The 25,699-nt window shown below is 36.2% G+C and carries 20 protein-coding genes; 1 reads left to right on the top strand and 19 read right to left on the bottom strand.

What is annotated here, in order from left to right:
* Positions 1 to 2 precede the first annotated feature (2 nt).
* From NST91_RS05850 to NST91_RS05840, 3 genes are all read right to left on the bottom strand, one after another.
* Positions 3 to 1,073, bottom strand: a complete 1,071-nt coding sequence (locus NST91_RS05850; protein WP_341330396.1) for an ABC transporter ATP-binding protein — start codon at positions 1,071 to 1,073, stop codon at positions 3 to 5.
* A gap of 260 nt (positions 1,074 to 1,333) precedes the next feature.
* Complete coding sequence (locus NST91_RS05845; RefSeq protein ID WP_341330395.1) at positions 1,334 to 2,425, bottom strand: extracellular solute-binding protein; 1,092 nt, start codon at positions 2,423 to 2,425, stop codon at positions 1,334 to 1,336.
* Between the two features lie 123 nt (positions 2,426 to 2,548).
* Positions 2,549 to 3,754 (bottom strand): ROK family transcriptional regulator, encoded by a 1,206-nt coding sequence (locus NST91_RS05840; protein WP_341330394.1) that lies wholly within the window; start codon positions 3,752 to 3,754, stop codon positions 2,549 to 2,551.
* A gap of 352 nt (positions 3,755 to 4,106) precedes the next feature.
* On the opposite strand from NST91_RS05840, the gene NST91_RS05835 reads away from it, so the two are divergent.
* Positions 4,107 to 6,605 carry an NEW3 domain-containing protein gene (locus NST91_RS05835; RefSeq protein ID WP_341330393.1) on the top strand — a complete coding sequence of 833 codons (2,499 nt, stop codon included), beginning with the start codon at positions 4,107 to 4,109 and terminating at the stop codon, positions 6,603 to 6,605.
* A gap of 109 nt (positions 6,606 to 6,714) precedes the next feature.
* On the opposite strand, the gene NST91_RS05830 is transcribed toward NST91_RS05835, so the two are convergent.
* The 16 genes from NST91_RS05830 to istA (NST91_RS05755) form a co-directional block, all read right to left on the bottom strand.
* Positions 6,715 to 8,232 carry a fatty acyl-CoA synthetase gene (locus NST91_RS05830; RefSeq protein WP_341330392.1) on the bottom strand — a complete coding sequence of 506 codons (1,518 nt, stop codon included), beginning with the start codon at positions 8,230 to 8,232 and terminating at the stop codon, positions 6,715 to 6,717.
* A 312-nt stretch (positions 8,233 to 8,544) separates the two neighbouring features.
* Entirely contained in the window at positions 8,545 to 9,765 is a 1,221-nt protein-coding gene (locus NST91_RS05825) for an ISL3 family transposase (protein WP_341330391.1), read from the bottom strand.
* 496 nt (positions 9,766 to 10,261) lie between these two features.
* Positions 10,262 to 11,647, bottom strand: a complete 1,386-nt coding sequence (locus tag NST91_RS05820) for a TniQ family protein (RefSeq protein ID WP_341330390.1) — start codon at positions 11,645 to 11,647, stop codon at positions 10,262 to 10,264.
* A 28-nt stretch (positions 11,648 to 11,675) separates the two neighbouring features.
* Entirely contained in the window at positions 11,676 to 12,806 is a 1,131-nt protein-coding gene (locus NST91_RS05815; RefSeq protein ID WP_341330389.1) for an ATP-binding protein, read from the bottom strand.
* 1 nt (position 12,807) lies between these two features.
* Positions 12,808 to 15,504, bottom strand: a complete 2,697-nt coding sequence (locus NST91_RS05810) for a TnsB C-terminal domain-containing protein (RefSeq protein WP_341330388.1) — start codon at positions 15,502 to 15,504, stop codon at positions 12,808 to 12,810.
* A gap of 171 nt (positions 15,505 to 15,675) precedes the next feature.
* Positions 15,676 to 16,824 (bottom strand): TniQ family protein, encoded by a 1,149-nt coding sequence (locus NST91_RS05805; RefSeq protein WP_341330387.1) that lies wholly within the window; start codon positions 16,822 to 16,824, stop codon positions 15,676 to 15,678.
* Between the two features lie 48 nt (positions 16,825 to 16,872).
* Entirely contained in the window at positions 16,873 to 17,646 is a 774-nt protein-coding gene (gene istB / locus NST91_RS05800; RefSeq protein WP_341330386.1) for an IS21-like element helper ATPase IstB, read from the bottom strand.
* Positions 17,643 to 19,175, bottom strand: coding sequence for an IS21 family transposase (istA, locus tag NST91_RS05795; RefSeq protein ID WP_341330385.1), 1,533 nt, complete (start codon positions 19,173 to 19,175; stop codon positions 17,643 to 17,645). The genes istB (NST91_RS05800) and istA (NST91_RS05795) overlap by 4 nt, the downstream gene beginning before the upstream one ends.
* Before the next feature lie 112 nt (positions 19,176 to 19,287).
* Positions 19,288 to 19,560 (bottom strand): TniQ family protein, encoded by a 273-nt coding sequence (locus NST91_RS05790; RefSeq protein ID WP_341330384.1) that lies wholly within the window; start codon positions 19,558 to 19,560, stop codon positions 19,288 to 19,290.
* 193 nt (positions 19,561 to 19,753) lie between these two features.
* Entirely contained in the window at positions 19,754 to 20,479 is a 726-nt protein-coding gene (istB, locus tag NST91_RS05785) for an IS21-like element helper ATPase IstB (protein WP_341330383.1), read from the bottom strand.
* Between the two features lie 209 nt (positions 20,480 to 20,688).
* Positions 20,689 to 21,414 (bottom strand): IS21-like element helper ATPase IstB, encoded by a 726-nt coding sequence (gene istB / locus NST91_RS05780; RefSeq protein WP_341330382.1) that lies wholly within the window; start codon positions 21,412 to 21,414, stop codon positions 20,689 to 20,691.
* A complete protein-coding gene (locus NST91_RS05775; RefSeq protein ID WP_341330381.1) occupies positions 21,411 to 22,043 on the bottom strand; it encodes a hypothetical protein in 633 nt (210 codons plus the stop codon). Before NST91_RS05775 ends, istB (NST91_RS05780) begins: the two co-directional genes overlap by 4 nt.
* A 158-nt stretch (positions 22,044 to 22,201) precedes the next feature.
* Entirely contained in the window at positions 22,202 to 22,402 is a 201-nt protein-coding gene (locus NST91_RS05770) for a hypothetical protein (protein ID WP_160547569.1), read from the bottom strand.
* Positions 22,399 to 23,154 (bottom strand): IS21-like element helper ATPase IstB, encoded by a 756-nt coding sequence (istB, locus tag NST91_RS05765; RefSeq protein ID WP_061794326.1) that lies wholly within the window; start codon positions 23,152 to 23,154, stop codon positions 22,399 to 22,401. Before istB (NST91_RS05765) ends, NST91_RS05770 begins: the two co-directional genes overlap by 4 nt.
* Entirely contained in the window at positions 23,151 to 24,698 is a 1,548-nt protein-coding gene (gene istA / locus NST91_RS05760) for an IS21 family transposase (protein ID WP_341329984.1), read from the bottom strand. The genes istB (NST91_RS05765) and istA (NST91_RS05760) overlap by 4 nt, the downstream gene beginning before the upstream one ends.
* 112 nt (positions 24,699 to 24,810) lie before the next feature.
* On the bottom strand, positions 24,811 to 25,653 hold the full coding sequence (istA, locus tag NST91_RS05755; protein WP_341330380.1) for an IS21 family transposase: 843 nt from the start codon (positions 25,651 to 25,653) through the stop codon (positions 24,811 to 24,813).
* Between the last annotated feature and the right edge of the window lie 46 nt (positions 25,654 to 25,699).

The following is a 25,699-nucleotide window of genomic DNA, read 5'->3' as shown; positions in this document are numbered from 1 at the left end:
TCCTATTCACCAATCAAGTAAATTCCATTTTCGGGTACGTGAAGGGTAATTGAATCACCGCGTCTTAGGATTTTGTTACCTTTATTAATAATCATGACTTTTATCAAATTCGATCCTATTTTCACAAGATAATTGATGCTGACCCCTGTAAATTCAACAAGCTGGACCGTTCCTGTTAGTTGGTTCACGCCTGGTCCTTCATGCAATGCTTCTGGTCGTATCGAGCATTTGATTTTTTCACCTGCAACAAGCTTTTTCCCATTTGCAGATTGAGTCATTGAACCTGTTACGAAAACATCCTCTTCCAATTTCACTTTAACTGCATCGCCATTAATCTCAACAACTTCGCCATTAACAATATTAGATTCACCAATAAAGGAGGCTACAAAGTGGTTAGAAGGACGATTATAGATTTCTTGAGGAGTCCCAATTTGCTGAACAACGCCATCTTTCATAACCATTATGCGATCAGACATTGTCATCGCTTCTGTTTGATCATGAGTAACATAAATCGTTGTGACACCTAATTCAACTTGTAATCTCTTAATCTCAATTCTCGTTTCCTCACGCAATTTCGCATCTAAGTTTGACAATGGTTCATCGAGTAAAAGAATATCCGGTTCAATAACGAGTGCACGTGCCAAAGCAACACGCTGCTGTTGACCACCAGATAACTCATTGATTTTACGCGTTCCATATTGATCAAGGTGAACAAGCTTTTGTGCTTTTTCTACCTTTTCTTTAATAACGGCCTTTGGTAATTTACGTACTTCAAGACCGAATGCGATATTTTCAAATACAGTCATATGTGGGAATAGGGCGTAGTTTTGGAACACCATACCAATGTTACGCTTGTTTGACTGGAGGGTTGTAACATCTTTATTGTCAAACAGGATTTTTCCCTCTGTAGGAAAATAAAATCCCGCTATCATCCTCAATGTCGTTGTCTTCCCACATCCTGATGGACCTAAAAATGTGAAAAACTCACCAGGTTTTACGTCGATATTTACATTTTCTACCCCTCTTGCTTTACCAAACATTTTACTAACATGATCAAGTCTTACATTTTTCAAACCAAACACCTCGCTGTATAAAAATGAAACTTCCTTAAACTTTAAAAAGGGGTGAAAATAACTCTTCACCCCCTTTTAATCAAATGCGCTTTGGCGTATTTGCGCCCAGATTTTAGGCCCACAGGACGTGGGTCACAAAGACGTTGCCATAGGATGTGGCGTTTTTAGTCTTTGATCTTACGCTGCGAAAACTTCCTCTAAAAAATCTGTGGCATCCGCCGGAGGCTTTAACTTTATTCAGTGAATAAAGTTAAAACCTATTAATTTTTACCTTTGATATTTTCATCCCAATGTTGCATCCACTCAGCTTCTTTTTCAGCCATTACTGACCAATCAAGATCTAATGACTTAAGTTCAAGCTCTTGATACCATTCTGGCATCGTAGACTTATCAATATCTGTACGAGTTGGAATTTGGTATAAATCTTCAGCTAACGTTGTACGTGTTTCTGGTTCAAACAAGAACTCATAGAATAATTTTGCATTCTCAAGGTTCTTTGCATTTTTCACAAGACCAACAGCATCAACTAAGATTGGTGCACCACTTTCTGGATATACGAAATCAAATGGTTGGTTGTGCTGGTTTTTTTGAATTAAAATATCTTGCAGATTCCAAAGGGAAATAGAACCTTCTTGACGAGCAAGCTTTAAGTATAGATTAGTAGGATCTTGTGCATATTCTTTTGTATTGGCATCTAATTTTGCAAGCCATTCGTACCCAGCATCTGGATTATCAGCACCTTGCTCATGAATCATTGCAGAGTAGATGGTTCTCATCGTTCCTGATGCTAATACACCACGGATAATAATTTCATCCTTCCATTTTGGATCAAGAAGATCATCCCAATCCTGTGGAGCTTCTTCTTTCGAAAGCATGTCAGAGTTAATCATGATTACCTCTGGTAAAAGCATTTCACCATACCAACGGCCTTCAGCATCCTTATGTTCTGGAAGAATGCTAGCATCAAAGCTTGGCTTAAATGATTCAAGTAAATCTTCATCTGCTGCTGTCATGAACGCAGATTGCGTACCTCCCCACCAGAAATCAGCTTGTGGATTTGCTTTTTCTCCACGAACACGCTCAAGAACTTGTTGAGCACCCATTGTTAATACATCAACCTTGACATCTGGGTACTTTTCGTTGAACATCTCGACAACTTGATCCACAATTGTTTGGTCACGAGCTGTGTAGATTACAAGGTTACCACTTGCTTCAGCTGTTTCTTCCGTTTTGCCATCGTCATTTCCATCAGCTGGCTCCTCTTCCTCAGTAGAAGAACTACCAGAGCATGCCGATACAAAGAGCATCAATGCTGCAATCAAAAGAACTAAAAAATGCTTCTTTTTAAACATAAGAATCCCCCTTAAATCATTTTATTTATTCAAAAGTAGGACAAATCGTCCTACTAAGAATCAAATAGAAGATGAGCTTGTTATAAATTATGCAGATAAGTTATGTGTATTCTGCTTTTCCAGCTAGTTTAAGATACTTTCATGTTCTCTGAGGAATAGCGAGATAGCTCCAAGAACGCCTGCATGATCTCCTAAGTGCGACAATTGTAATTCAACTGAACTCGGAAGATATCTTTGAACCATTAGTCGTAATTTAGGAAGAATATAATCGGATGACTTCATGACCCCGCCATCTAATATGATTATTTCTGGATTTAATAGAGTGGCTGCATTGATAATTCCATATGCAAGATGTTCAATCGCTTCATCTACCACTGTTTGGGCAATCTCATCACCTGCTTTTGCCAGTAAAAAAGCCTGCTCTCCTGTAATTTCGGATTTCAGTGCCTCTTTATACATAGGGTGATCCTCGTGTTGCAAGATCAGCTTTGTTACTTTTTCTCCGATTGCTTTCCCTCCAGCAACACTTTCAAGATAACCATACCGGTGAAAAGTGGGTTTAAATTCATTTTTTATATCGTTCTTATCGGTGACGATATATCCGAATTCCCCAGCCGCATTTGAGAAGCCACGATATAACTGATTTTGAATAATAATGCCACTTCCAATTCCAGTCCCGACGGCAATAAATAAAACATTTTCCTTATTCTTCGCATTTCCTAACCATTGTTCTCCAAGAACTGCTACATTCACATCATTATCAACGAAGACTGGGAAAGAAAAGTATTGCTCCGCCTCCATCAAAATCGGATAACGAACCCAATTTAAACTTGGTGCTTCCACAACAACGCCTGATGCTGTTTCCGTAATGCCTGGTACGCCTATTCCCATTCCTAATATCTTTGTTGGGTCAAGCCTGCTACTTTGTATCAACTCTTGTACCTCTTTATGTATTTGTTTGATTAAGCCACTTTCTAAATACTTACTTGTGCTAAAGCTTGTTGAACATAGCATCTTTCCGTTCAGATCGGAAATAATAATTCTTACCTTTGTTCCTCCAATGTCTGTTCCAATTACATAAGCAGCATTTTCATTAAAATATAGATGAATAGGCCTTCTTCCTCCTTGTGAAGAGGATTCACCATTTCCCTTTTCACAAATCCAATTCTCTCGTACTAGTTCATCAACCAGTAAGGAAACAGTCGGTTTACTAATATTTAGTTTTTCAGATATTTCTGCCCTTGAAATTGGTTGATAATATCGAATACATTGCAGGACCATTTTTTTATTATTCGTTCGTACACGAAGATGGGATGGTAGTTTATTCATAACATCACGGCCTTATTTCATATAGTTAGTTAGTAAGTTTAACTAATTCAACTACACTATATAACAATTTGATATCGTTTACAATACTAAATTTTCAAAATTTAATAAGTAGACTGGTAAAGCTTATTTTCACTATTATATCAACAGTTTGTCTTATAACTATATACCCCCTACGTTATACCTACAAAGAAACAGCAAATAGTTATTTGGTAATATTTACAATATTCAGAAAGGATATATAATTCGAATTGAAGGAATGATCATTAGTTAGTTAGTTACAATTACTAACTAAAAATCCTAAGAAAGGAGAGTTTTGTAGATTTTTTTATCCAAATTTGAAAGGGGTTACAAAATGAAGAAATGTCTCTATGTGTTGATGTCCATTCTTTTACTTGCTTCATTATTCCCACCACTCAGCCTAGCACAAGAACAAAGTGAAGCCGATGTTGAACTTTGGAATGCAGTTAAGCCTCTAGATACCACTGTCACTTTCTTAAACACAGGTGCACACCCAGATGATGAACGTAGTGATTTTTTAGCCTATTTATCCCGCGGGCTAGGTGTTAAAACAGCAAGTCTGATTGCTAACCGCGGTGAAGGCGGTCAAAACGCGATTGGAAACGAACTAGGAAATGCGCTTGGAATTATTCGTTCAAATGAAATGATAGAAGCCGCAAAGGTAAACGGTGTAAAAGCCTATCACTTAAGTGAAACAACCTCTGATGCGATTTATGATTTCGGTTTTTCCAAGTCACCAGATGAAACGCTTGAAAAATGGGGTGAAGAAGTAACTTATGAGCGCCTTATCAAATTTATTAGAACCTATCAACCTGATATTGTCATGCCTTCCTTCCTAAACGTTGATAGCCAACACGGACATCACAGATTGATCAATATTCTATCAGTTAAAGCATTTGAAGATGCTGCTGATCCTTCTGTATTTCCAGAGCAATTAGAAAATGGGTTGGAGCCTTGGCAAATTAAAAAGCTTTACTTACCAGTTTCAAAGGAAGAAGCTACCACATCGATTGAAATTGGTGACTATGATCCAATCTATGGAATGAGCTATCCACAACTTGGTGAAGCTTCAAGATATCTACATAAGAGCCAAGGAATGGGACGCGATATTCCAGTTGAACCAAAGCAACAACATCTGAAATTAGAGAAAACAGCAGTAGGAGCAGAATCCACAGAACTTTTTGCAGGTGTTCCTTATGATTTCCATGCTTGGGCAGATATTGTTCCTGCTAAAAATATCAGTGAACAACTTGATTCATTACAAAATAATCTAGAAAAGATTATTGAGCTTTACCCAAATCGCGAGGCAATTTTACCTGAGTCTCAAAAAGCTTTACGCTCAGTTCAAAAATTAATCTCAACTACAAAATCTGGTAAGCTGGAAGATGCAATGAAAAACGACCTTCTTCATAAGCTTGGGCTAAAAGAAGAACAGCTTCAACAAGTAAGCTTAATATCTTCTAACTTAGCTGTTGATACTGAAATTGGTTCTTACGTGTTGACACAAGGTGAACAAACTCAAGTAGAGGTTACTGTTACAAATAACGGTAAGCAAAAAATTCACCATATTGAAGCGGCTTTACTTACTCCTGAAAACTGGAAGCATGAAAGTGCAATTCAGTTAAAGCACTTAAAGCCAGGTGAATCAAAGACTGTAAGTTTCAATGTAACTGTTCCAGCTGATGCTGAGTATTTTCAACCATATGATCATGCATCGATCCAAGCACAGTTAACTTTTAAAGAAAACGGTGTTGAAACGACTTCCGTTATCGATTTAGATAATACAGTAAGTGTTCTTCCTGAATTAAGCGTTACACCGGATCCAGTAAACATTACGGTAAATACAGCTAATGTTCAAGATGAAATTCCAGTCTCAGTTAAGGTGAAAAACTATGCCGATGGTTCTAAAACTGCAAAGGTTTCCCTAGACCTTCCAGAAGGCTGGACGAGTGAACCCGCTGTAGGAGAGGTAAACTTCACAGAAAGATTCGAGGAAAAAGTAGTATCATTCACATTAGCGCCACCTTCAACTGTCGAAGAGGGTAATTTTACAATTGCAGCAATCGCAGAAGCAGATGGAAAGTCTTTCAACACGACTGTACAAGAAATTAAATATGAGCATATTAATGATTCTTACTTCATGTATCCTGCCGACATTAACGGTGTTGCTTTTGAATTATTAAAACCAGATAACCTTAAAGTTGGCTACATCGATAGCGGATTTGACACAATTGCTGATTCTTTCATAAATGCAGGGTTTGATATTACAAAGCTAACTCCAGAAGATTTAGCCACTGGAGATCTATCTCAATACGATACAATCGTTACGGGGATTCGCGCAACTCTTGGTAGAGAGGATCTACTAGCAAATAATGAAAGATTGCTTGAATATGTGGAAAATGGTGGACATTTAGTCATGCAATATGTGACTGCAGCAGATCCATGGGATGCTAATCTAACACCGCCATATCATTTAAAAATTGGTACACCATCCATTCGCTGGCGCGTAACGGATGAAAATGCAGAGGTTAATGTACTTCAGCCAGAGCATGATCTCTTTAATTTCCCTAACAAGATTACTAGCAAAGACTGGGACAACTGGGTACAAGAAAGAGGACTTTACTTCCCAATGGAATGGGCTGAACAGTATGAAACATTCGTTTCAATGGCAGACCCAGGTGAGGACCCATTCACAAGTGGAATCCTAATGGCTGAATACGGTGAAGGGACTTACCTTTACACTAACCTCGTGTTCTATCGCCAAATCGGTGCTCAGGTACCTGGAGGATATCGTATCTTTGCTAACCTAATTAGTTATGGGGCTAACAATTAAAGATATAGGAACATTAGAAAAAGCTATAGACCTGATGTCTATAGCTTTTTTGATTTAATTTACATTTATGCGACCATTTATCCTTATTTCGGAAAAAAAGTAGACAGACTCACTTAGCGCTCTTTGAACTTCCAACATCACGCAGCTGCCGTTTGAGGATTTTGCCGCTAGCATTTCTTGGCAATTCGTTCACAAACTCGATTCTCTTTGGTACCTTGAAGCTGGCTAAATTGTTCCTGACATGCTGGAGGATCTCCTCCTCAGACACTGGAGTTTTGATGACAACGAAGGCAGTGACTGCCTCAATCCACTTTTCATCCGGCACACCAACAACTGCGACTTCAGCGACCTGAGGTAATTCGTAAATGCAGTCCTCTATCTGGCGGGAGGCCACTAGAACACCACCAGTGTTAATGACATCCTTCACCCGATCAATCACCTCGATGTATCCGTTCTCGTCCTGCTTCACGAGATCTCCAGAGTGGAACCAACCACCAGCGAACGCCTTTGCCGTTGCTTCACTTTTGTTCCAGTATCCTAGACAAAGCTGTGGTGAACGGTATACAATTTCGCCAAGTTCGCCAGGAGGAACACTATTACCTTCGGTGTCCACAACCCGAGCCTCGACGAAGAGCATTGGTCTTCCTGCGGAACCAGGATGATCCGGATGCTCCTCAGGACGCAAGACTGTACAAGCAGGACCCATCTCTGACTGGCCATACACATTGTAGAAACCGAGCTTAGGTAGACACTTCTGCAGTCGTTCGAGTATTGGTCCAGGCATGATTGATGCCCCATAATAGGCCTTCTGAAGATTCCCAAGGTCCCGGGTTGTCAAATCAGAGTGATTAGCGATTGAAACCCAAACAGTTGGAGCGGCGAAGAATGATGTGATTTCATCTCGTTCCATGGTTTCAAGCACGGTACCAGCCTCCGGAGCAGGTAGCACCTTGTTCCAGCCACCTACTAACAATGCCGGCAGCATAAACACATGCATCTGCGCGGAATGGTAAAGAGGCAGGCAATGGAGCGCACGATCTGATTCCTTGATGTCCAGACCGTGGATACAGCTCATGTAATGGTGCATCAGAGCACGATGCGTCATGATTGCACCTTTTGGGTCAGACGTGGTGCCTGAGGTGTAGAGTAACTGTGCAACATCTGTATCCTCGACATCGAACTCTTCATCTTCCACAGGACGGTTATCATTACTGAAGGTCCACTCCAGGAGCTCGTCCTCGAATCTTAGTACCTGCCGATGGCTGTTCGACCTAGTCTGGGAGATTGCATTGGTAAGGTCTCGGTCAGCGATTATGAGCGATGGGTCGGAATCGCCAAGAATGTAGTCGAGCTCACCGGCTCGGAGCTGAAAGTTCACCGGAACGTGAATAGCTCCAATACGTGACGTGGCCAGAAACAGTAAAACATACAGGTCGGAGTTTTTACCGTAGGAGGCAACTCTGTCTCCCTTTTCCACCCCTTGTTCACGCAGTTTTCGCGCAATTCGTGTGACTGCCATGTCGAGTTCTCGGTAACTCCACTCCCTATCGTTGAACACAATAGCAATACTATGCGGGATCCGTGTGGCCGTACGACGGACGGCCTCGGCTATGGTGTTTGTTCTCAAATTCCTCTAAGTCCCCTCTCGTCTATTATTTATACCCCTAATATAAATAATATTCCAAAAATAAAGAATATTTACCTGAATATTAGCCCACTCATGCCAAGCTGTCAATATAAATATAGAGCGCTTTCATAAATCGAGAAGGAGTTGAGGTAGATTCCTTAAATTACTCGAAACGGAAAGTACAGTCCAGAATTATGGTTCTAAATCAAATGTTGGGGTTTTAGGCTACCGCGCTACGCTTGGTGGCCTCTATAAAAAATGATGGATGGTACCATTCATCATTTTTTATAGAGGAGAATCACACCAACTCGGTTAACCAATATGTACCCCAATTCTTTTATACTTGTGTGTTAATAAAATCTTCGCCCTAAAGCGTTCAAAAACTCTAAATCCATAAGCATTTCTCTTTAGAACTTTGGTTGAATTATTAATTCCCTCTAAAAACCCATTTGAATATTCATAGGCAAAGCTATTTAATACTTCAACTTGCCAATTTTGTATGGTCTTTATTGCTTTAATCATTTCAGGTATCTTTGAATCCTCAATTAACTTATATAGTTCTTCCAATTCCTTTTTAACCAAACTGATACTGTTTTTTCCGTTTTCTTTGGCACGTAAAAACCAAGTACGATATGCCTCTTTAATTTCATATGCTTGTTTGAGTTCATTCGACATCTCCAAGTAACGATTTAAATGCCATTTCTCATCCTTAGTTAAGCGTTGGCAGTCTTTATGAAAGACATGTTTCATACGTTTACACTTTTTACGGTCGTAGCCATGAAATTGGTTTTGTACTCGACGTCTTACTCCATCAAGCCCCCAATAGATGTAACGACAAAAATGAAATCTATCAGCTACAATAACAGGTTTACCCAATGCCTCTTGAACGGCTGCTTTAAAGGAATGATTCATATCCATTATGACTATTTGCACTCTAGATCCGTGCTTTCTTAAGTAGTCTTTTATCGTACGTTTATAACGATTTGGTAGAATATCAATCGGTTCTTTTGTTATCCCATTCGCAATGATTAACTGGTATTTCCCTTCGCGGGTATCACCCTTGTATTCATCAATAGCTATAACTGTAGGTAATTCTTCCACTGGACGAATTTCACTTCGTGAAATTTGATCGAATCGACGTATAATGGTTGAAGATGAACACCCGTAGATTTCAGCTGTTTCCTTAAATGTTTTTCCTTTAATCGCTTTAATTGATATAGCTTGATTCCATTCTATTGAGGTACGTTGATAACGCATGACAAAAGGATTTTTCTCTGAAAAACGTTTCCCACATTCACAGACATATCGTCTACGCTTATAAAAGATTTGGGTTTTTCTTTCAAACCACTTTAAGTGTTGAATTTTTTGCATACGATAGTCATGAATTTTACTCGTCCTTTGATTACATTTAGGGCACCGATGTACTTTTCGCTCCATTTCAACGTACAGGCGGATAACTTCGCCCACTTCTTCAACATTGGTTAGGATAGACCCTTTTAATCCAGGAATAATCATGGTAAAATCCATATACACGCAACTCCATTCTTTAGACTTGTTTCTCGACAATTCAAGTATAAAAGAATGAGGAGTTTGCGTGTTTTTTTATGCACACAAAATTTTGTTTAAACCCCAACAAATATTATAGAGCCAGAATTATTACGAAAGAAAATTATGTTTGAAGAATACTTTTTTGAAAATGTAAAACGGACTCACCATATCGGTGAGTCCGTGTCAATTTCGTATGTTACTTAAGGCATTAACTTGTAACACTTTTAATCATATAAATGTCACTTAACAAAACACGATGATATCAACGTTCAAGAAACAACACATTTTAGATCCACATAATATTTACTTGGCATGCATGAGAAATATCAATTAAATAATAACTTTTAACATTCTTATGCTATATATATAAACTTCTAACAGTTTTTTGGTTAAACGCGCATTTTATTAAAAATAACTATATTTAACATGATATTTTTCAATTAATTTTCTAACTGATTATAATCAATTACATATTAAGCACTCACTTTTCATGCTTAAGGTTTATCAAGTTGGGAACAGGAACATATTGATTAATACTCTTACTAATATTAAAATCATTAAAAAGGTCCTCTCTTGCTTTATAAGCTGTAGAACTCTTAAAACTATTTAGTGAAAATTTTTCAGACTTTTCAGCAATACTTTGCCAACTCGGATATATCCCTAATTCGTACAATTCTTTTCCTATTTTATATATTTCATTATACTTGAGCCTATCATTTTCATTCTTTTTATTCTTAAGATATAATTTATGCCTATCTACAATTTTTTTACATAAATCAGGGAAATTTCTTCTCAGTCCCCGATTATTTAGCCTTCTTTCTACCTCCGACAATGAAGGTGGAGGAAAAGCATCTTCTTTTATTATAGTTGTCAATAACTCTTTGTACTTTTCATTTTCTCCTCTTTTCATTACCAACTTCTCATTAAATTCAGGTAATTGCTGTCTGGGATTAAATTTAGACATATCTAATTCATTGTTTAATAGATTAATAGGATTAATATTTGTAGCAAAACAAAACCTTAGTAAATAAATTATATTTGGAATCTGTTTTTGTATTATCCACGATCTTAATGTTGTTTCTGAAATAGAGGTAGCTTTTGCAGCTGCAGTATAATATTTATAATGACTAACTACCTTTTTTAAGTTTTCTAAAAATATCTCTTTATTTCTACTTAATCCTATCATTGAGGATATTAATTCACCCATTTTTTCAGCATAATAGACTTCCCATTCGGTACAAGGATTTCTATCAACATATTGGTCTAATTTCATGCCACAATTGTGACACAAATTTGTTGTACTATCTTTCATTATAACTCTAAATTTAGTACCACAATTTCCACAATTACTCATTAATTTTGTTTTATGAAGTAAACAAACCTTAACCCCTACTATTGTCCACAATAATAAGTCGAAAGTAGTTTCATATTTTTTCTCTTGTTCCCTATAGCATAAAGGACACCATTCTCGTTGTTGTTTAATTATTCCCTTAGTTGAAATATAATAACTACTCGAAAATGGTAATAATGTTAGATATAAGAGATTATCCTTACCGACTAAATATTCAATTGCTCCAACAAATTCCTTTGCCACTGAACTATCACTATTTATATATCTACATTTATTGTTTAGGCCTCCATTATTAAGCTCAGAAATTAAATAGGCACTCTTTAAGAATTCGGAGACTTTATATCGTAGAAAATCACTTGACCTTATATTATGTGCTCTAGCAAGGCGGTTAATGTAACTTGTCAAATTTTCCACAAATGGTGTTCCCACTCCCATCGGGTTCAGAGCAAAACAATCACTTCTATCTGTTAATTCTGTTGGTGTTATTTCTAATGTTTCATAAATTTCATTTTGCATAAATCCCCCTCACTTTTTAATTACGATTTTAGGTACCACTCTCTGCAATACCTATTTCATCTCTAGTTGGATTTCGTTTTCCAACATCTTTCACGGATCTCTTCTTACTATCTGTATATTCCACTTTTTCTTCATAAGTATGACTTAATCCCAAAAGACTTTGGAGCTCAGCCCTTTTCTTCTCACGTTCTTCAATTTTATGTTCCCCATCTATTGCCTCTTCAGCCACTTTAAGAGCCTTAGAAGGAGTTGGCGCATGCTTTTTCAGCATTTCGTAAGAAATTATTTTTTTATCACTCTTTAATGCTTCACCTAAACAAACGTCAATCCAATCTTTGAGAATACCAATACAACCAACTGATCTTTCATATAAAAATTCATAATACTTTATTAGATCTGTATCCCCTGTAAGTGGTAAATGAGTCTGTAATGTATTTAAAACACTTCTAAATACTTGAATATCCTTTTCATTTTTAAAATTGTATCTCCTAAAATGGAATTCATCGGTTCTTCTTCCTAATTGCCCGTTTAAGTCAAAAAAATCCATTAAATCATAGGTTCCAAATATAACAAAAATGGCTCCTGTTAGATTTGCAATCGACTTGATTGCATCCATCTGATCTATTATTGCTCTTCCCCCTGCAATTTTAAGTAAGTGTTGAGCTTCGTCTAATAAGACTATTTTAGTTTTCCTATGAATAATGGCATTTTCAAGAGATTCTCTTAATTCAGGAGCTGTCGAAGGTAAATGGTTAGGGATATTCTTTTTTACTCCGTAATCATTTGTTTTTTTATAATCGATAAGCGGTTCTCGCATCTCTTTTAATAGCCTTCGATAAAAATCCTTCCAGTTAAATTTCCCGTTATCTGGAGAAGGTAATTCCAGATAAACCACTGGAATTATACCTTTATCGTTTTCAATTTCTATTTGATTATTTATTAATATTTCATTTTTAACTCTTCTACATAATGTTGACTTACCTACTCCAGTTGGTCCAAACACTTGTAACACTCTACCAGCTTTTGATTCTTCTATTTCGTCCATTAGATCAATAAATACATTATGAAGTATTGGGTGATTAATAGTACGTTTTAAAAACTCATTCTTTTTCTCTTGAATTATTTGATTTTTTTTTGGGTTCTTTTTACTTTTGTCCATATTAAAACTCTCCATATACCTCAAGGTCTTGTTGATTGAAAATGACTTCCATCTTTCTTTCAAAACTCTGTTTATCTATAAAATGAGGGGGTTCGTCCAAATTATCTTGGGAAATCGAACCTGTATTTTTAAAGTGAATAACATTTCTGTTTTCATCAGCTCTAGATTTCAATAGCTGATATTGTGCATTATCTTCTAGTTTTTTAATAAATGATGATATTCTTTGTGCATTAATGGTGTAATTTCTTGAATGATTTTGTTTGTTCTTCTTGATTTCTGAGGTAATAAACTTTAGTTCTTTCTCGGTTATGTTTTTTAATGCGGAATAGTACTCAGAAATACATTTTACCCACCTTTTATTAATATAGGCATAAGCTACACCTATATTAAAAGGATCAAACCTTACTTTAACTTTCAATTTTTTTGAATGTAAGCTCTTAAAGTCATCATTCCAATAGTAAATATAGTTTATTTTTACTCCACTCTGTTGAATTGTTGCCTCTCCTTTATTAGTTGAAGGGAGTGTCAATATTTCAAAAACCTTATCATAAGGAATATAAAAGTCTTTTCTTTCGCCTGAGTACAATAATCCCTGTTTAAAGGCATCCATGGGTGATTGATGCAACGCTGGATGCTCAATGGTATCATATAGCTCATAGAAAAAGGTTTCTAAAGCAGTTGATAACTCCAATAGGGACCATAATGCTAGATTTTTAGGATTAACACTTTTAGTAACCTCTCTTACATTCTTCATAATCTTGGTATTGCCTTCTAAATTATGGATAAAACTGCTATTTGTAGTATCAAATAGTCTTTCCAAAACTGAACCATGACGTGGTTTGGCTGATGGCCTCCAAACAGGCTCTTTTTCATACATGGCTAATAAGGTTTCAAAATAAACACTATGAAATTCTTTTCCGTTATCCACTACTATTTGCTGAGGTAACCGATTAAAGCGTCTCACACATTCTCTGAAAACCATTAAGACTGTTCTATAACTTGGTTGCTCAAAGGATAAGTAAAATGCCAAAACCCTTCTTGAAAAAGCATCGACTAATAATGATAAATATGGCCTCCCAAGATTTTTACCTGTTTTTGGGCATACAAGCTCAATATCCAATTCGGTATGATCAAAATGACATATATTAAAAGGAAAATCTCCATGTCTCGGCGTTGTTCTATCAAGTTCCATGTAAAAAGTCTCTTTTTGATACGCAGCCCTTGAACCTTTCATTTTTTTTGTTTGTTCCTCTACTGGACGTTCCTTAATGTATTCACAAAAGGTTGTAAAACTAGGTGCAATATATCCCTTTTTTTCGCATTCATTTTTAAAATCTCCATACACTGATATCCTACTTTTTTGAACTTTTGTTTCATACTTTTCTTCTATATAATCATTCATTAATTTAGTAACATCAGGACTAAATCTATCTTTTCTATTTCCTTTATCCTTGTCTTTTGGAAGTAAACCAACATATCCATGTCCAAAAAGACTTTCAGCTTTTCTATATTTCCTTGTCCAGTCACGAACTTTCCTAAGGTTTGGTTCTTTTTTTGTTTTGAATTCCTTAGAGCCCTTTTCAATATATATAAGAACGTGTTTTAATCTATAGTTTGCTACTTTATAGTCTTCTTCGCTTGCCTCTGTTATAAAATCCATTATCGGATCTTCTAATTCCTTTTTTTCTTCTATTATTTCACCTATAATCTTACCTTCCCTTATAAGGTGGTCAAAAATCTCCCTCGACACCTCATTGTACTTACCATTTGACATAAGAGAAACAGTATTATTACCTATATTTAGGATCTTCCAAATATGATTATCCCAAGAAATATTCGCCCCAACCTCAAAAGAAATTTTTGTCGAGGTAGGTAAATCGCTCACACATTTAATTAAATTTCTGTACATTTCTGCATGTTCTTTATGCAAAAATACTTTTACTTTATCTGGTTCAGCTAATACTGTTTCTCTTAAATCTACATAAATATCATTATTAATAAGAGAAATATAAATATCATCTGAACAATAATCAGAGTCAATTGAATGCTCAATTAGTTGTTTAAGTGTAAGTCCAGGTTCTTGAAAGATTTTTTGTTTTATGGAATCTAATTTGCCTACATCTGTCTTTAAGGCTTTACCTTTTCGAAAGTAATCATCTAAGAACACAAAGTTTCTATGTAATTCCCGATTTATTAAATTATCCGTACAGACCTTAAACTCAAGTCCAAATTTTTCAGCAAATTGTTCTCCTGGAGGACATCTCCACACACCATTTTCATCTTTGGAATATTTCCATGGCTGGCTTTTAGAAAGATCTATTAAATCATCTTCATTTTTCCACTCAACCCAACCAGCACTATTTTCTCTTATAACAAAAAAATCAGGTGTATAAAGTGTTCCTCCTTTTTTTCCATTATTATTTACATAATTTAATTTAATCTTGTTAGGTTGATCATAATATTCTAAAACATCATCATCATGCTCCATCATTAATACAGCCGGCCCCTCAACACTTCTACTTTCCCATTGAATATGCACACCCATTTTTTTTGAGGGATATTTTCCTTGGGTACTCTTTCCGTTTCCTACAGAACGTACAGGTTGTGTGTGTCGGATGTTATTATTAATATAATCATGGGTGCTTTTCGAAATTTTATTCTTCTCACACCAACTTAGAAACTCTATTTCAGATAACATTTATACTCACCCTCCAATTTATCAAAAAGCTTTTAGTTTGAAAGGAATGTAAGTAATTCTTGTTGTATAAACATAATATTAAAACTATTAATACCTTTTGTATTCGATAAAAAGAAACAAAATCCTACTATATATGTTGTTTTTATTTATTTGTAATATTAAGTCCGTAGACTAACTTTGTTTAATCTCTTGATTTATTTTTTTAAGTTCCTCAAACCAAGTAATTCTCACAGCTTCTTCTTTAATTACACCTGGCATTTCTAAAAAATCCTCTACTTTTCTCCTGCTAGGATAAATGCCTTTACTGTTCAAGGTATTCACAGCTTCAACAACTCTCTTTTTTGCATTCTCAATTCGCTCCTTTGAACGCTCACTAATATAATCAAGGTATTTTTGTGAAATAATTTTACTTAATTCTGGCGAATTTTTATAAAGTAGTCTTCTATCACAGCCTATTAGTAATGCAATCTCCCTTAAAGATGGTGGAGGATAAATAAGACTATTAGCCCAATTTAATAATTGCTTTTCTATATATCCATCAGGAAATCGGTTATTACCAATATGTTCAACATCACTTTTAAAGTGGATTAATCGTACAGTAAAAGTAATTTTTGATAACTGGGTTATTAAGAATTGATTTAAAGTAACTCCTGAACAAAAAGAAATTATTAATAATCTTGATATAGACGGAAGGTTATTAACAAAATAACTTTTGAATGTACTTTTAGGTATATTCGCCATTTCTGCAAATTTATTTGCCACTCCAGCAGTGCATTCCTCTACTGCAATTTTCAAAGCATTTTTTATACGACTTCTATCAGGAAATGTTTTTATTGATGGCATATTTTCTAAAAGTTCACCAATGACATTTGCTTTCCATAAATCCAAGTAATATCCTTCTTCATCTAGTTTCGTAAAATAATTATTTTCCTTACCTAACCAATGTCCACAATCCGTGCAATAACCATGTCGAGTATTTCTACTTATGATTGGAATTTCATTTCTACAAGATGGGCAGCTGGTTTCCAATTTGATTTTATGTTTAGCACATACTTTCACTTCTTTAATAAACCAAAGTAGTGGTTCATAAATAGGTTCCTCATTTGTTTTCCACTCTTCAAGGCATATAGGACACCATGCTTTTTTAGCTCTTAATAACCCTCTAGTTGGCAATACTTCTGACCAGGTTAACATAGTAGTGTACATAAGGTCATTTCTTAGAGTTAACTTTTCAAGTACTTTAACTAAGTCAAACGCTCCTGATTTAATTCCATTAAGGCTAGCAGTTGATTTATAAAGTCCTCCACCTGTAACCGTCAAGTAGAAATCAACAGTTTTTAATAAATAAGATTAAACAGTTTTCATCATTTAAGATTCAACACCTTGATTATTAAATAGTGCTTTTCTGTATTTCATTCTTATGCTGTCTTGTTCTTCGCTGAAGGTTAAAATTTCACTCCGATGTAAAAGTCGATCCAATATTGCTGTGGTAAGTGTCGTATCACCAAGAAACTTTCCCCATTCTCCGGGGCCTTTATTAGATGTAAGGATAAATGCAGATTTGTCATACATCTCATAAATAAACTGGAAGAATAAATGGGCATCCTGTGGTTCATATGCCATATACATGACATCATCGATGATAATCAGATCAGATTTGGTGATACGGTTGTACCTTGTCTTAGATTTACTGATATACTCTCTTGTTTTCAATACATAAATCAAACGATCCATTGATATAAATGAAACCTGGTATCCACGCTCAATAGCGTGAATACCCAAGGCAGTGGACAGATGAGTCTTTCCGACACCCGTTGGTCCCATCATAATTAAGGTGAAATACTCATCCACCCATGATAATTGTTTTAATATATTTAGTTGTTTTTCTCCAATCGCTGTCTGTTCTTCAATGCGAAAATTCTCAAATGTCAAAGATTCTGGAAACTCTGCCCATTTCATTAGTCTTTCACTGTTTTTCCTTTCCCTACAACGCATTTCATGACTAAGAAACTCATGGATGAATTCATGATATGTCCAGCCCTTTGCTTCTGCTTCTCTAAGAAGTGAGGGTAACTCCTTGGCTGTCTCAGCCAGACGTAAGGTTCGGCATTTTTCCTGTAATAATTCGTAAGGTTGGCTCATCGTTTTGCTCCTCCCTGAAGGACACTTAAATAAATATCTTCCCTGCGTTCGGGGGCAACTATATCCTTATATTTCTCATTCAGGGTTCCAGTTTCTTTGTGTTTCTTTCGACTCTGTATTTCTAATGAGATGGCAATATCGCGAAGATCATTTGCACTAGTCAACCGTATACGTCTCATTTCATTAAGTGCCTCGTCAATGAAAGCTGGATATTTCAAGATGACGGATTGTACAACTTTAAGCTGATCTATTAAATGACGTGGATATTGTTTAGAGAGAATTTCAATAAGCCAATTTGCTGCTTCTTTATCGTTTAACATTTCTTTAATTTGCTGTATTAATAAGTCACGTTTAGAGTGTTCACGTTGCCGATGGGAAGGGTCTGAAATGACTGCACCACTTCCTTTGGCGATTTTATGTTTGGCTAAAAGCTGTCCGTTTTGCTGGAGGCGTATGTATAGATACTCAGTGTCTGTTTCCACATAAGCAATTTTTGGAGCTCCTTTTCGGTAAGTACCGCGAGGTACGCTGTACCGATTACCATCAAACCGGATAACATTGTCTTTGTTAATAGTTCTTGTTATACTAGAGTCGAAGATATCTTCAAAAATGTAAGTACCAGAGACCCGTTGTAGGTGTGGCTTTTCCAGGGCGAACACCTCTACTGGTCTCTTTTTCGTATTATGATGTACTTTATAATTCCCCGTTCTCTTTAACCAACTCAAACAAGATTCCTGCCAATCTAGTAGATTATCGAATGTACGGTTCTTCGCAAAATTATTTTTTACATACTTTACTACCTGCTCTATTTTTCCTTTGGACTCTGGATCAGATTTTCTGCAAAGGTAGACCTTAAACCTTCTTGTCTGTTGATACTTAGTGAATTCAACTGTCATAATAAGGTCTCCTGCGTTTTCGCTGACAGCCAGTAAACGATCTTGATCGTAGACTATTTCAATCGACATGCCCCCATAAAAACGGAAGGCATTTTCATGCATTCTAATAAGATCTGATGCTCGAAATGGTCGGTCGAGCCATTCTACATATTTGTATCTTGAATGGGCCAGAACGAATCCAATAAAGTAGAGTCTCTTGAATGCTCCATTCGTTGTTGGGACCCTTATTTGACCAAAATCTACTTGTAACTGTTGCCCCATTGGAAGTTCAGGTACTGTACTATAATTTCTTTCTGAGATTATTTTGGGGATATGATAAACTTCACGTAGCTCATTAACATAATTCCTTACCGTTCCTTCTGTAACGGAACTTACGTTTAATTTCTCTCCCAACCAGTCCAATACTTGCGCTCCTGATAAGTCAGGATGGTCCTTTAACCATTCAAGTATTTCATCCCGAAAGGGATCTAGCTTTTTACTTCTATTCTGTAGTGACATTGCAAACGAGTAAAACTCTTCTGGACTCATCCTCCCGTATTCTATCACTCTATTCCTAGAAATCTTTAATTTCCTAGCTATCGCGCTATTTGAAAATCCCTCACCGCGAAGCCTATGAACCTCGTTATAAATCATTAGCCTTTCCACTCCTGTTAATTCCTCACTTTCCATAGACTGATTTAAGTATATAGAAAGTGGGTTCATTAAGGTAAACTGTTGATTCTTATTTGTCGAAATCTGTTTATCCTTATTTGTGGAAAACTGTTGATTCTAGTTTATCGTTTACACCACCACCCCTTACAACTGTTTCATTAAGGTAATGTTTATTTAATAAAGGTGTAATTTCTTTTCCAATTAATATACCGGGGGTAACATTGTGTGCTTCGGATAATCGAATTATATAACTAGTCAAGCTTTCAATATAAGGTGTACCTTTTCCAATTGGGGGCAAGCTAAACAAACGACTAACTGGTTCGGCATCAGGAATCTTTATGTTAGAGTGAACTTGGATGAATTCCAAATAAAAACACCTTCTTTTAATTAACCCTTAAAATATTAAGGGTATTTTTACCATAAAAGCAATATATATACACAAAGTCTTTTTATAAAAAAAATTTAAGAATCTTACTTTCCAAAGTAAACTGTATTTTGCAAGAAAAAAGTGCATAGTTGCGCAATGAATTTTGCAGAGTTTTGCCACCCAATTGTTCAACTTATCTTGCCCGTGATAAAGCGTTCGATAATCTATAACTTCCACCATTAAACGTTAATACATGGGCATGATGAATTAAACGATCCACTAATGCTGCAGTTAGTCTAGAATCAATAAAAATCCGATTCCATTGGCTAAATTCAAGATTAGATGTGATTATCAGGCTTTTCTGTTCGTACCATTCAGCGATAAGCTGAAATAGTAGTTCGGAGCCTTCCTTGCTAAAAGGTAGATAACCCATTTCATCAAGAATGATTAATTCTACCTTTTCAAATTTTTTTCTAAAGGAAGGCAGCTTATCTTGTTTCAGTGCTTGTTCCAATTGTTCGATAAGTGTAGATACACGATAGAACCTAACCTCATAACCCATTTCACAAGCTTTTCTTCCTAATCCAGTTGCTAAATGCGATTTTCCAGTCCCAGGTGCTCCTATCAAAACAACGTTTTGTTTCTGCTTGATAAAATCAAGGCTCATTAAACCATCTTTATCAATCTGTGCCGGAAACCTAATCCTTTCGGTCCATTCATAATTACTTAGACTCTTCGAGTCTAAGAACCTTGCATTTTTAATTAAGCGTTTGACTTTTGCTTGCTCACGTAGTCTAAACTCTTCCTTAAATAAAGCCTCTAAAAATTGGGAAGGTGATTCAAAAGGAATCGACTCATAAATTTCAGAAACATAAGCGAGTCTTAAAGACTTACACATAGAACGGATTTGCTCGCTCATGATTGTTCACCCCCAGGTGCCAACGAATCATACTCGTCCCAATCTAGCCCGAAGGGATTTTCGTTGTTTCCAGAAATCAAATCATAAAATTCCTCATTAATTCTTTTAATATCGTGTGTAACTAGTAAGTTTACTATTGTATTTTGCAAGAAAAAAGTGCATAGTTGCGCAAGAAATTTTGCAGAGCTTTGCCACCCAATTGTTTCAACTTATCTTGCTCGTGATAAAGCGTTCGATAATCTATAACTACCGCCATTAAAGGTTAATACGTGCGCATGATGAATCAAACGATCCACTAATGCAGCCGTTAGTCTCGAATCAATAAATATCCGATTCCATTGGCTAAATTCAAGGTTAGAAGTGATTATCAGGCTTTTCTGTTCATACCAGTCAGCGATAAGCTGAAATAGTAGTTCTGAGCCTTCCTTGCTGAAAGGTAGATAACCCATTTCATCAAGAATGACTAATTCTACCTTTTCAAACTTCTTTCTAAAGGAAGGCAATTTATCCTGTTTCAGTGCTTGTTCTAATTGCTCGATAAGAGTGGATACACGATAAAATCTAACTTCATATCCCATTTCACATGCTTTTCTCCCTAATCCGGTTGCTAAATGCGATTTTCCAGTCCCAGGAGCTCCAATCAAAACAACGTTTTGTTTTTGCTTGATAAAGTCAAGGCTCATTAAACCATCTTTATCAATCTGTGTCGGAAACCTAATCCTTTCGGTCCATTCATAATTACTTAAACTCTTCGAGTCTAAGAACCTTGCATTTTTAATTAAGCGTTGGACTTTTGCTTGCTCACGTAGTCTAAACTCTTCCTTAAATAAAGCCTCTAAAAATTGGGAAGGCGATTCAAAAGGAATCGACTCATAAATTTCAGAAACATAAGCCAGTCTTAAAGACTTACACATAGAACGGATTTGCTCGCTCATGATTGTTCACCCCCTGTAGGTGCCAATGAATCATACTCGTCCCAATCTAGCCCGAAGGGATTTTCGTTGTTTCCAGAAATCAAATCATAAAATTCCTCGTTAATTCTTTTAATATCATGTGTAATTAGTAAGTTTACTATTTCTATTAATCTTTCTTTCCTAACGACAAGATCTTCAACCATCAAGTAGTCATTAATACGGCCTGGTAAGTATTTTTGATATCTTGAATAAGTTACCGCTCTTGGTTTTCGAATCCAATCCTTGAAAATAGATAACCATGGAATAGCTCTCTTTTTGTTCATATATGGTCTAAAATCTTCAAATAGAATTTCTCCATCGGGTGATACAGCTTTATATTTATCCCATGTCACTACAAAGTATATAAAAGGGTAATTCGATGCTTTCGGGATATGTATCAATGTATTATCTAATTTTGCCTCATTATACTTATTAACTTTTGCTTCAATCTCTTTAAAGACTGGATAATCCTCTTCTGATAACTCAAGCAAATAGTTCTTTTCTTCATTCCAAAGATCTTCGATCAATACTTCTTTCTCATAGTGAAGTCTATGGCGGTCTTTTTCTAATTGAACACGAAGTGTTTCTGTAAAATCCTCATAACTATTCATAACTGAGTATTGCGGATAGATTGAGCCGGCAGTGCGGAATTTTGAGCCACTGTTTGCGGACATCTGAGCCAGTAAGTGTGGAGGAAAGAGCCACTGCTATCAAAATACAAAATAATTAAGAGCCATTAGAACAGAATTCGTTCCAATAGCTCTTTGTATTATCTAAATCTTTTATCTCCTAATTGCTTATCAATAATCTCAATTGCCCAACGAACGAGTTCATCCTGATCTAAATCCTCTTCTTTATTCCATATGCAGGAGGGTAATAGTCTTTCTTCTACTGCTATCCTCACTTCATCGGGTAAATACATATGCAAAAAATACCTAGCTATTCGACTTTCAACTTCTGATGGAATCATTTTGATGCCCCCAATCCATGACGTTCTCTCATCGAAACTTCACCATCAACTAGAATCTTATAAGAATCATGAACAATTCGGTCAAGAATCGCATCTGCTATTTGTGCCTGTCCTAGTTTTGAATGCCATCCTTCTGGAGAAAATTGAGAACAGAAAATAGTCGATGCTTTCTTTAACCTTGCTTCAATAATTTCCAACACGTGAAGCACGTTTTCCTCTGAAAGCTCTGTAAGTAACCACTCATCTAGTATCAATAAATCAATCTTTTTATATTTTTGAATTAACTTACGAAAACTACCATCTGCTTCATATTTTGCTATAGCTAATTCATCGAGTAACTCTGGTAATCTAATATATTTTACTTTGTAAAATTGGCGACATGCATGAACCCCAAAGGCATTTGAGATCCACGTTTTTCCGTTCCCCGAGGCCCCCATTAAAATAATGTTATGGTGATTTTGAATGTAATTTCCTGTTGCTAATTCTAGTATTAGTTTCTTGTCTAGATTACGATCTGGATGATATTCAATGTCTTCAATAGCTGCCGTTGGTTCGCTGAATGTCGCTTGCTTAATTAATCGTTCAAGTTTATTTGATTTACGTCTATCATACTCATAATCTACTAAGAGGTTGAATCTATCATCAAAATCCATACTTTTGTAATCTTTATTTTGACTTTGTTGTTGATATATTTCTGCCATTGCACCCATTTTCATATCTATTAATTTACGTAATGTTTCGTGATTCATCATTTATTATTCCTCCCAAAGTATTTAGCCCCACGGACAAATCCATAGTCTTCAGAGGTAGTGGGCTGCCTGTTAATATCCGTTTTTTTATTTTGCTTTTTCTTCTTATTTCTCTCCAGTACGCTTTTTAAAACAGAAACTGTCGGGTTTGTTGATATTTCAAGTAAAGTTTCCGTTGCTGTTTCTATTTCTTTATTTGTGTATTTCGTAGATACATTCCTCAGTGTGCTAAGGATGTTTAATGCTTTTTTCTCCACATTCATTTCCAGGATATTAGAAACAAATCGAGTCATAGATGGTCCAATTGTTTCTGCCCACTTCCGATTATTTTCGGGATTATGTTCTAAATATAATCGGTGATTATCAGGCATATGGTCCGTGTTCGTAGAAAACTGGCCAATTTCACCATTTAATCGTTTATGTGATGCAATACGGACTTCTTTGAAGTAAACTTCAATTAAATCCGTGGTTAGTCGTATATCGACATTCTCTCGGACATAATCATACGGAACGGAATAATACATTCGTTCAACTTGGATGTGGTAGTTCAGTTGAACCTTTGCTGTTTTCCATTCCGCAAGTTTATAACGCGTTTGAGGAAGCTGTTGAAGGTAGGATTTCTCTTCTTCCTCAAACACCTTTTTACGTGAACCTGGTCGCTTTTGAAAATCGATGGTGTTGATTTCTTCTAGCTTTTCAAAGATTTGCTGGTTTAAATCTTCAAGATGGAAACATTGATAGTTTCTTAGTGGAGCGATAATCTGTCTGGAAATATATCCAACAGCCCCTTCGACACTTGCTTTATCTTTTGGTCTTCGGACACGGCTCGGAACAATGACTGTGCGATAATAATCCGCAAATTCACGATAGGCTTCATTCAGAAGAGGCTCTTCTCGATGTGCTTTCGTAACCCCTGTTTTCAAATTATCGGGTACCAATGTTTCAGGAACTCCCCCAAAATACTCCAATGCATGGATATGGGCGATAAGCCAATTAGCTGATTTCATATCTAAAAATGCTTCAACATAGCTAAATTGACTATAAGGTAAGGTCGCAATAAAAACATACGCTGGAATCTTTTCTCCTGTAGAACGATCAATAATCTGCAACGTACTCCCAGCCCAATCGACTTCCATGACTTCACCTGGTTTTCTTCGAATAGGCATTGTTAACTTATACTTCTTCGCATATTTCCCATAGTTTTCGCAAAAAGTACGATAGGCATAAGGAATCTTTCCACCATCACGTGCTTCCATCGCATACTCGTGATGCAATAATGCCAAGGTGACATTCTTTTTTTGTAGCTCCTTATGCACTTTTTCCCAATCGACTGGGAAGTAACCTTTCTCAACAGCTTGTTTCTCTGGAAAGAGAAACACTTCTAGCCATGGATTGGTCATTGTATCATTCAAGCTTTCCACACCAAGTTTCTTGGCACGTTGAACGACATTTGAAACTGTATTCCTTGAATGCCCAGTGCTAGAACTAATGGTTCTTTGACTGACTCCTTCAAAATACAGTTCCAGAATCTTACGACAATTAACCATAAAAAAACCTCCTGTATAATAGTGTCATGCTTGTTTGCATGCAACATTATTATACAAGAGGCTTTTCTTGATTCTTATTAAAGTGGTTCTCCTTTCCGCAAAGGGTGGCTCTTTACTTCGCATTGACTGGCTCAAAATTCCGCATAAGTGGCTCAATTCGCCTGCAATAATCAATAACTGGTGATGTCGTAAAGAAGTTGTATCGAATATAACCTACCTTATTTTCCACACTTCCTTTTTCATTACCTTTACGTGGATTACATACTTGGACCTCAAAACCATAATGATTTTGGAATTGGATAAAGGCATCCGTAAGCTGAGCTTCTTCAGTTTTTGATCTGACCTTCTTTACAGCCGGGGTTAAATTATCAATTCGGATTTTTCTTGGTACTCCTCCAGCTTGTTTAAATAGATGCTTCAACCCTTGAAGAAAGCATTCCTGATTTTCAGACGGCAATGGTACTGCGAACCCAGCATTACTATATGGATACGACATTACTAACACATGAGTATCTACAAACTCACCATCTTTAACAACTTCCATAACACCAAAATCTACTTGTGCTTCACTCGGGGGATGTTCTAATCGTTCATGACCTTTATCGAGCTCATCATTATGACTATTCTCCCAATCTGTTATGAAGTAACAAACTGTTCTATAGGAACCTTCAAATCCCAGCTCCTGAAGGTCTTTAAATATCTGCTTTTTTGTTCTTCGTAATTTTTTCTTTAATTTACTATCTTCAAAAAGCCAATCTGAAACTATTACACCCCATTTTTCAGAATGCATCATACCTTTAGATTTCTTGATCTTTGATTTAGGTAACTGGTCTTCGTCAGCATACTTCTTAGCTGTCCTCCAATTAATCCCTACAGTTTCCTTAATTTTTGTTATTGATAATCCTTTTTTGTTACGTAAGTGTTTGATACAATTAATATCAGACATTGCTAGCATCCTTTCTACCTCCACTACCAAATTGCTCGACACAATTAATGTAGTG

It is taken from the genome of Ferdinandcohnia sp. FSL W7-1320 (genome assembly GCF_038050315.1).
In the GTDB taxonomy this organism is placed as follows: Bacteria; Bacillota; Bacilli; order Bacillales; family Bacillaceae_L; genus Ferdinandcohnia; species Ferdinandcohnia aciditolerans.
The sequence above is the reverse complement of the archived record's forward strand: the minus strand, read 5'-3'. Positions and strand labels throughout refer to the sequence as shown.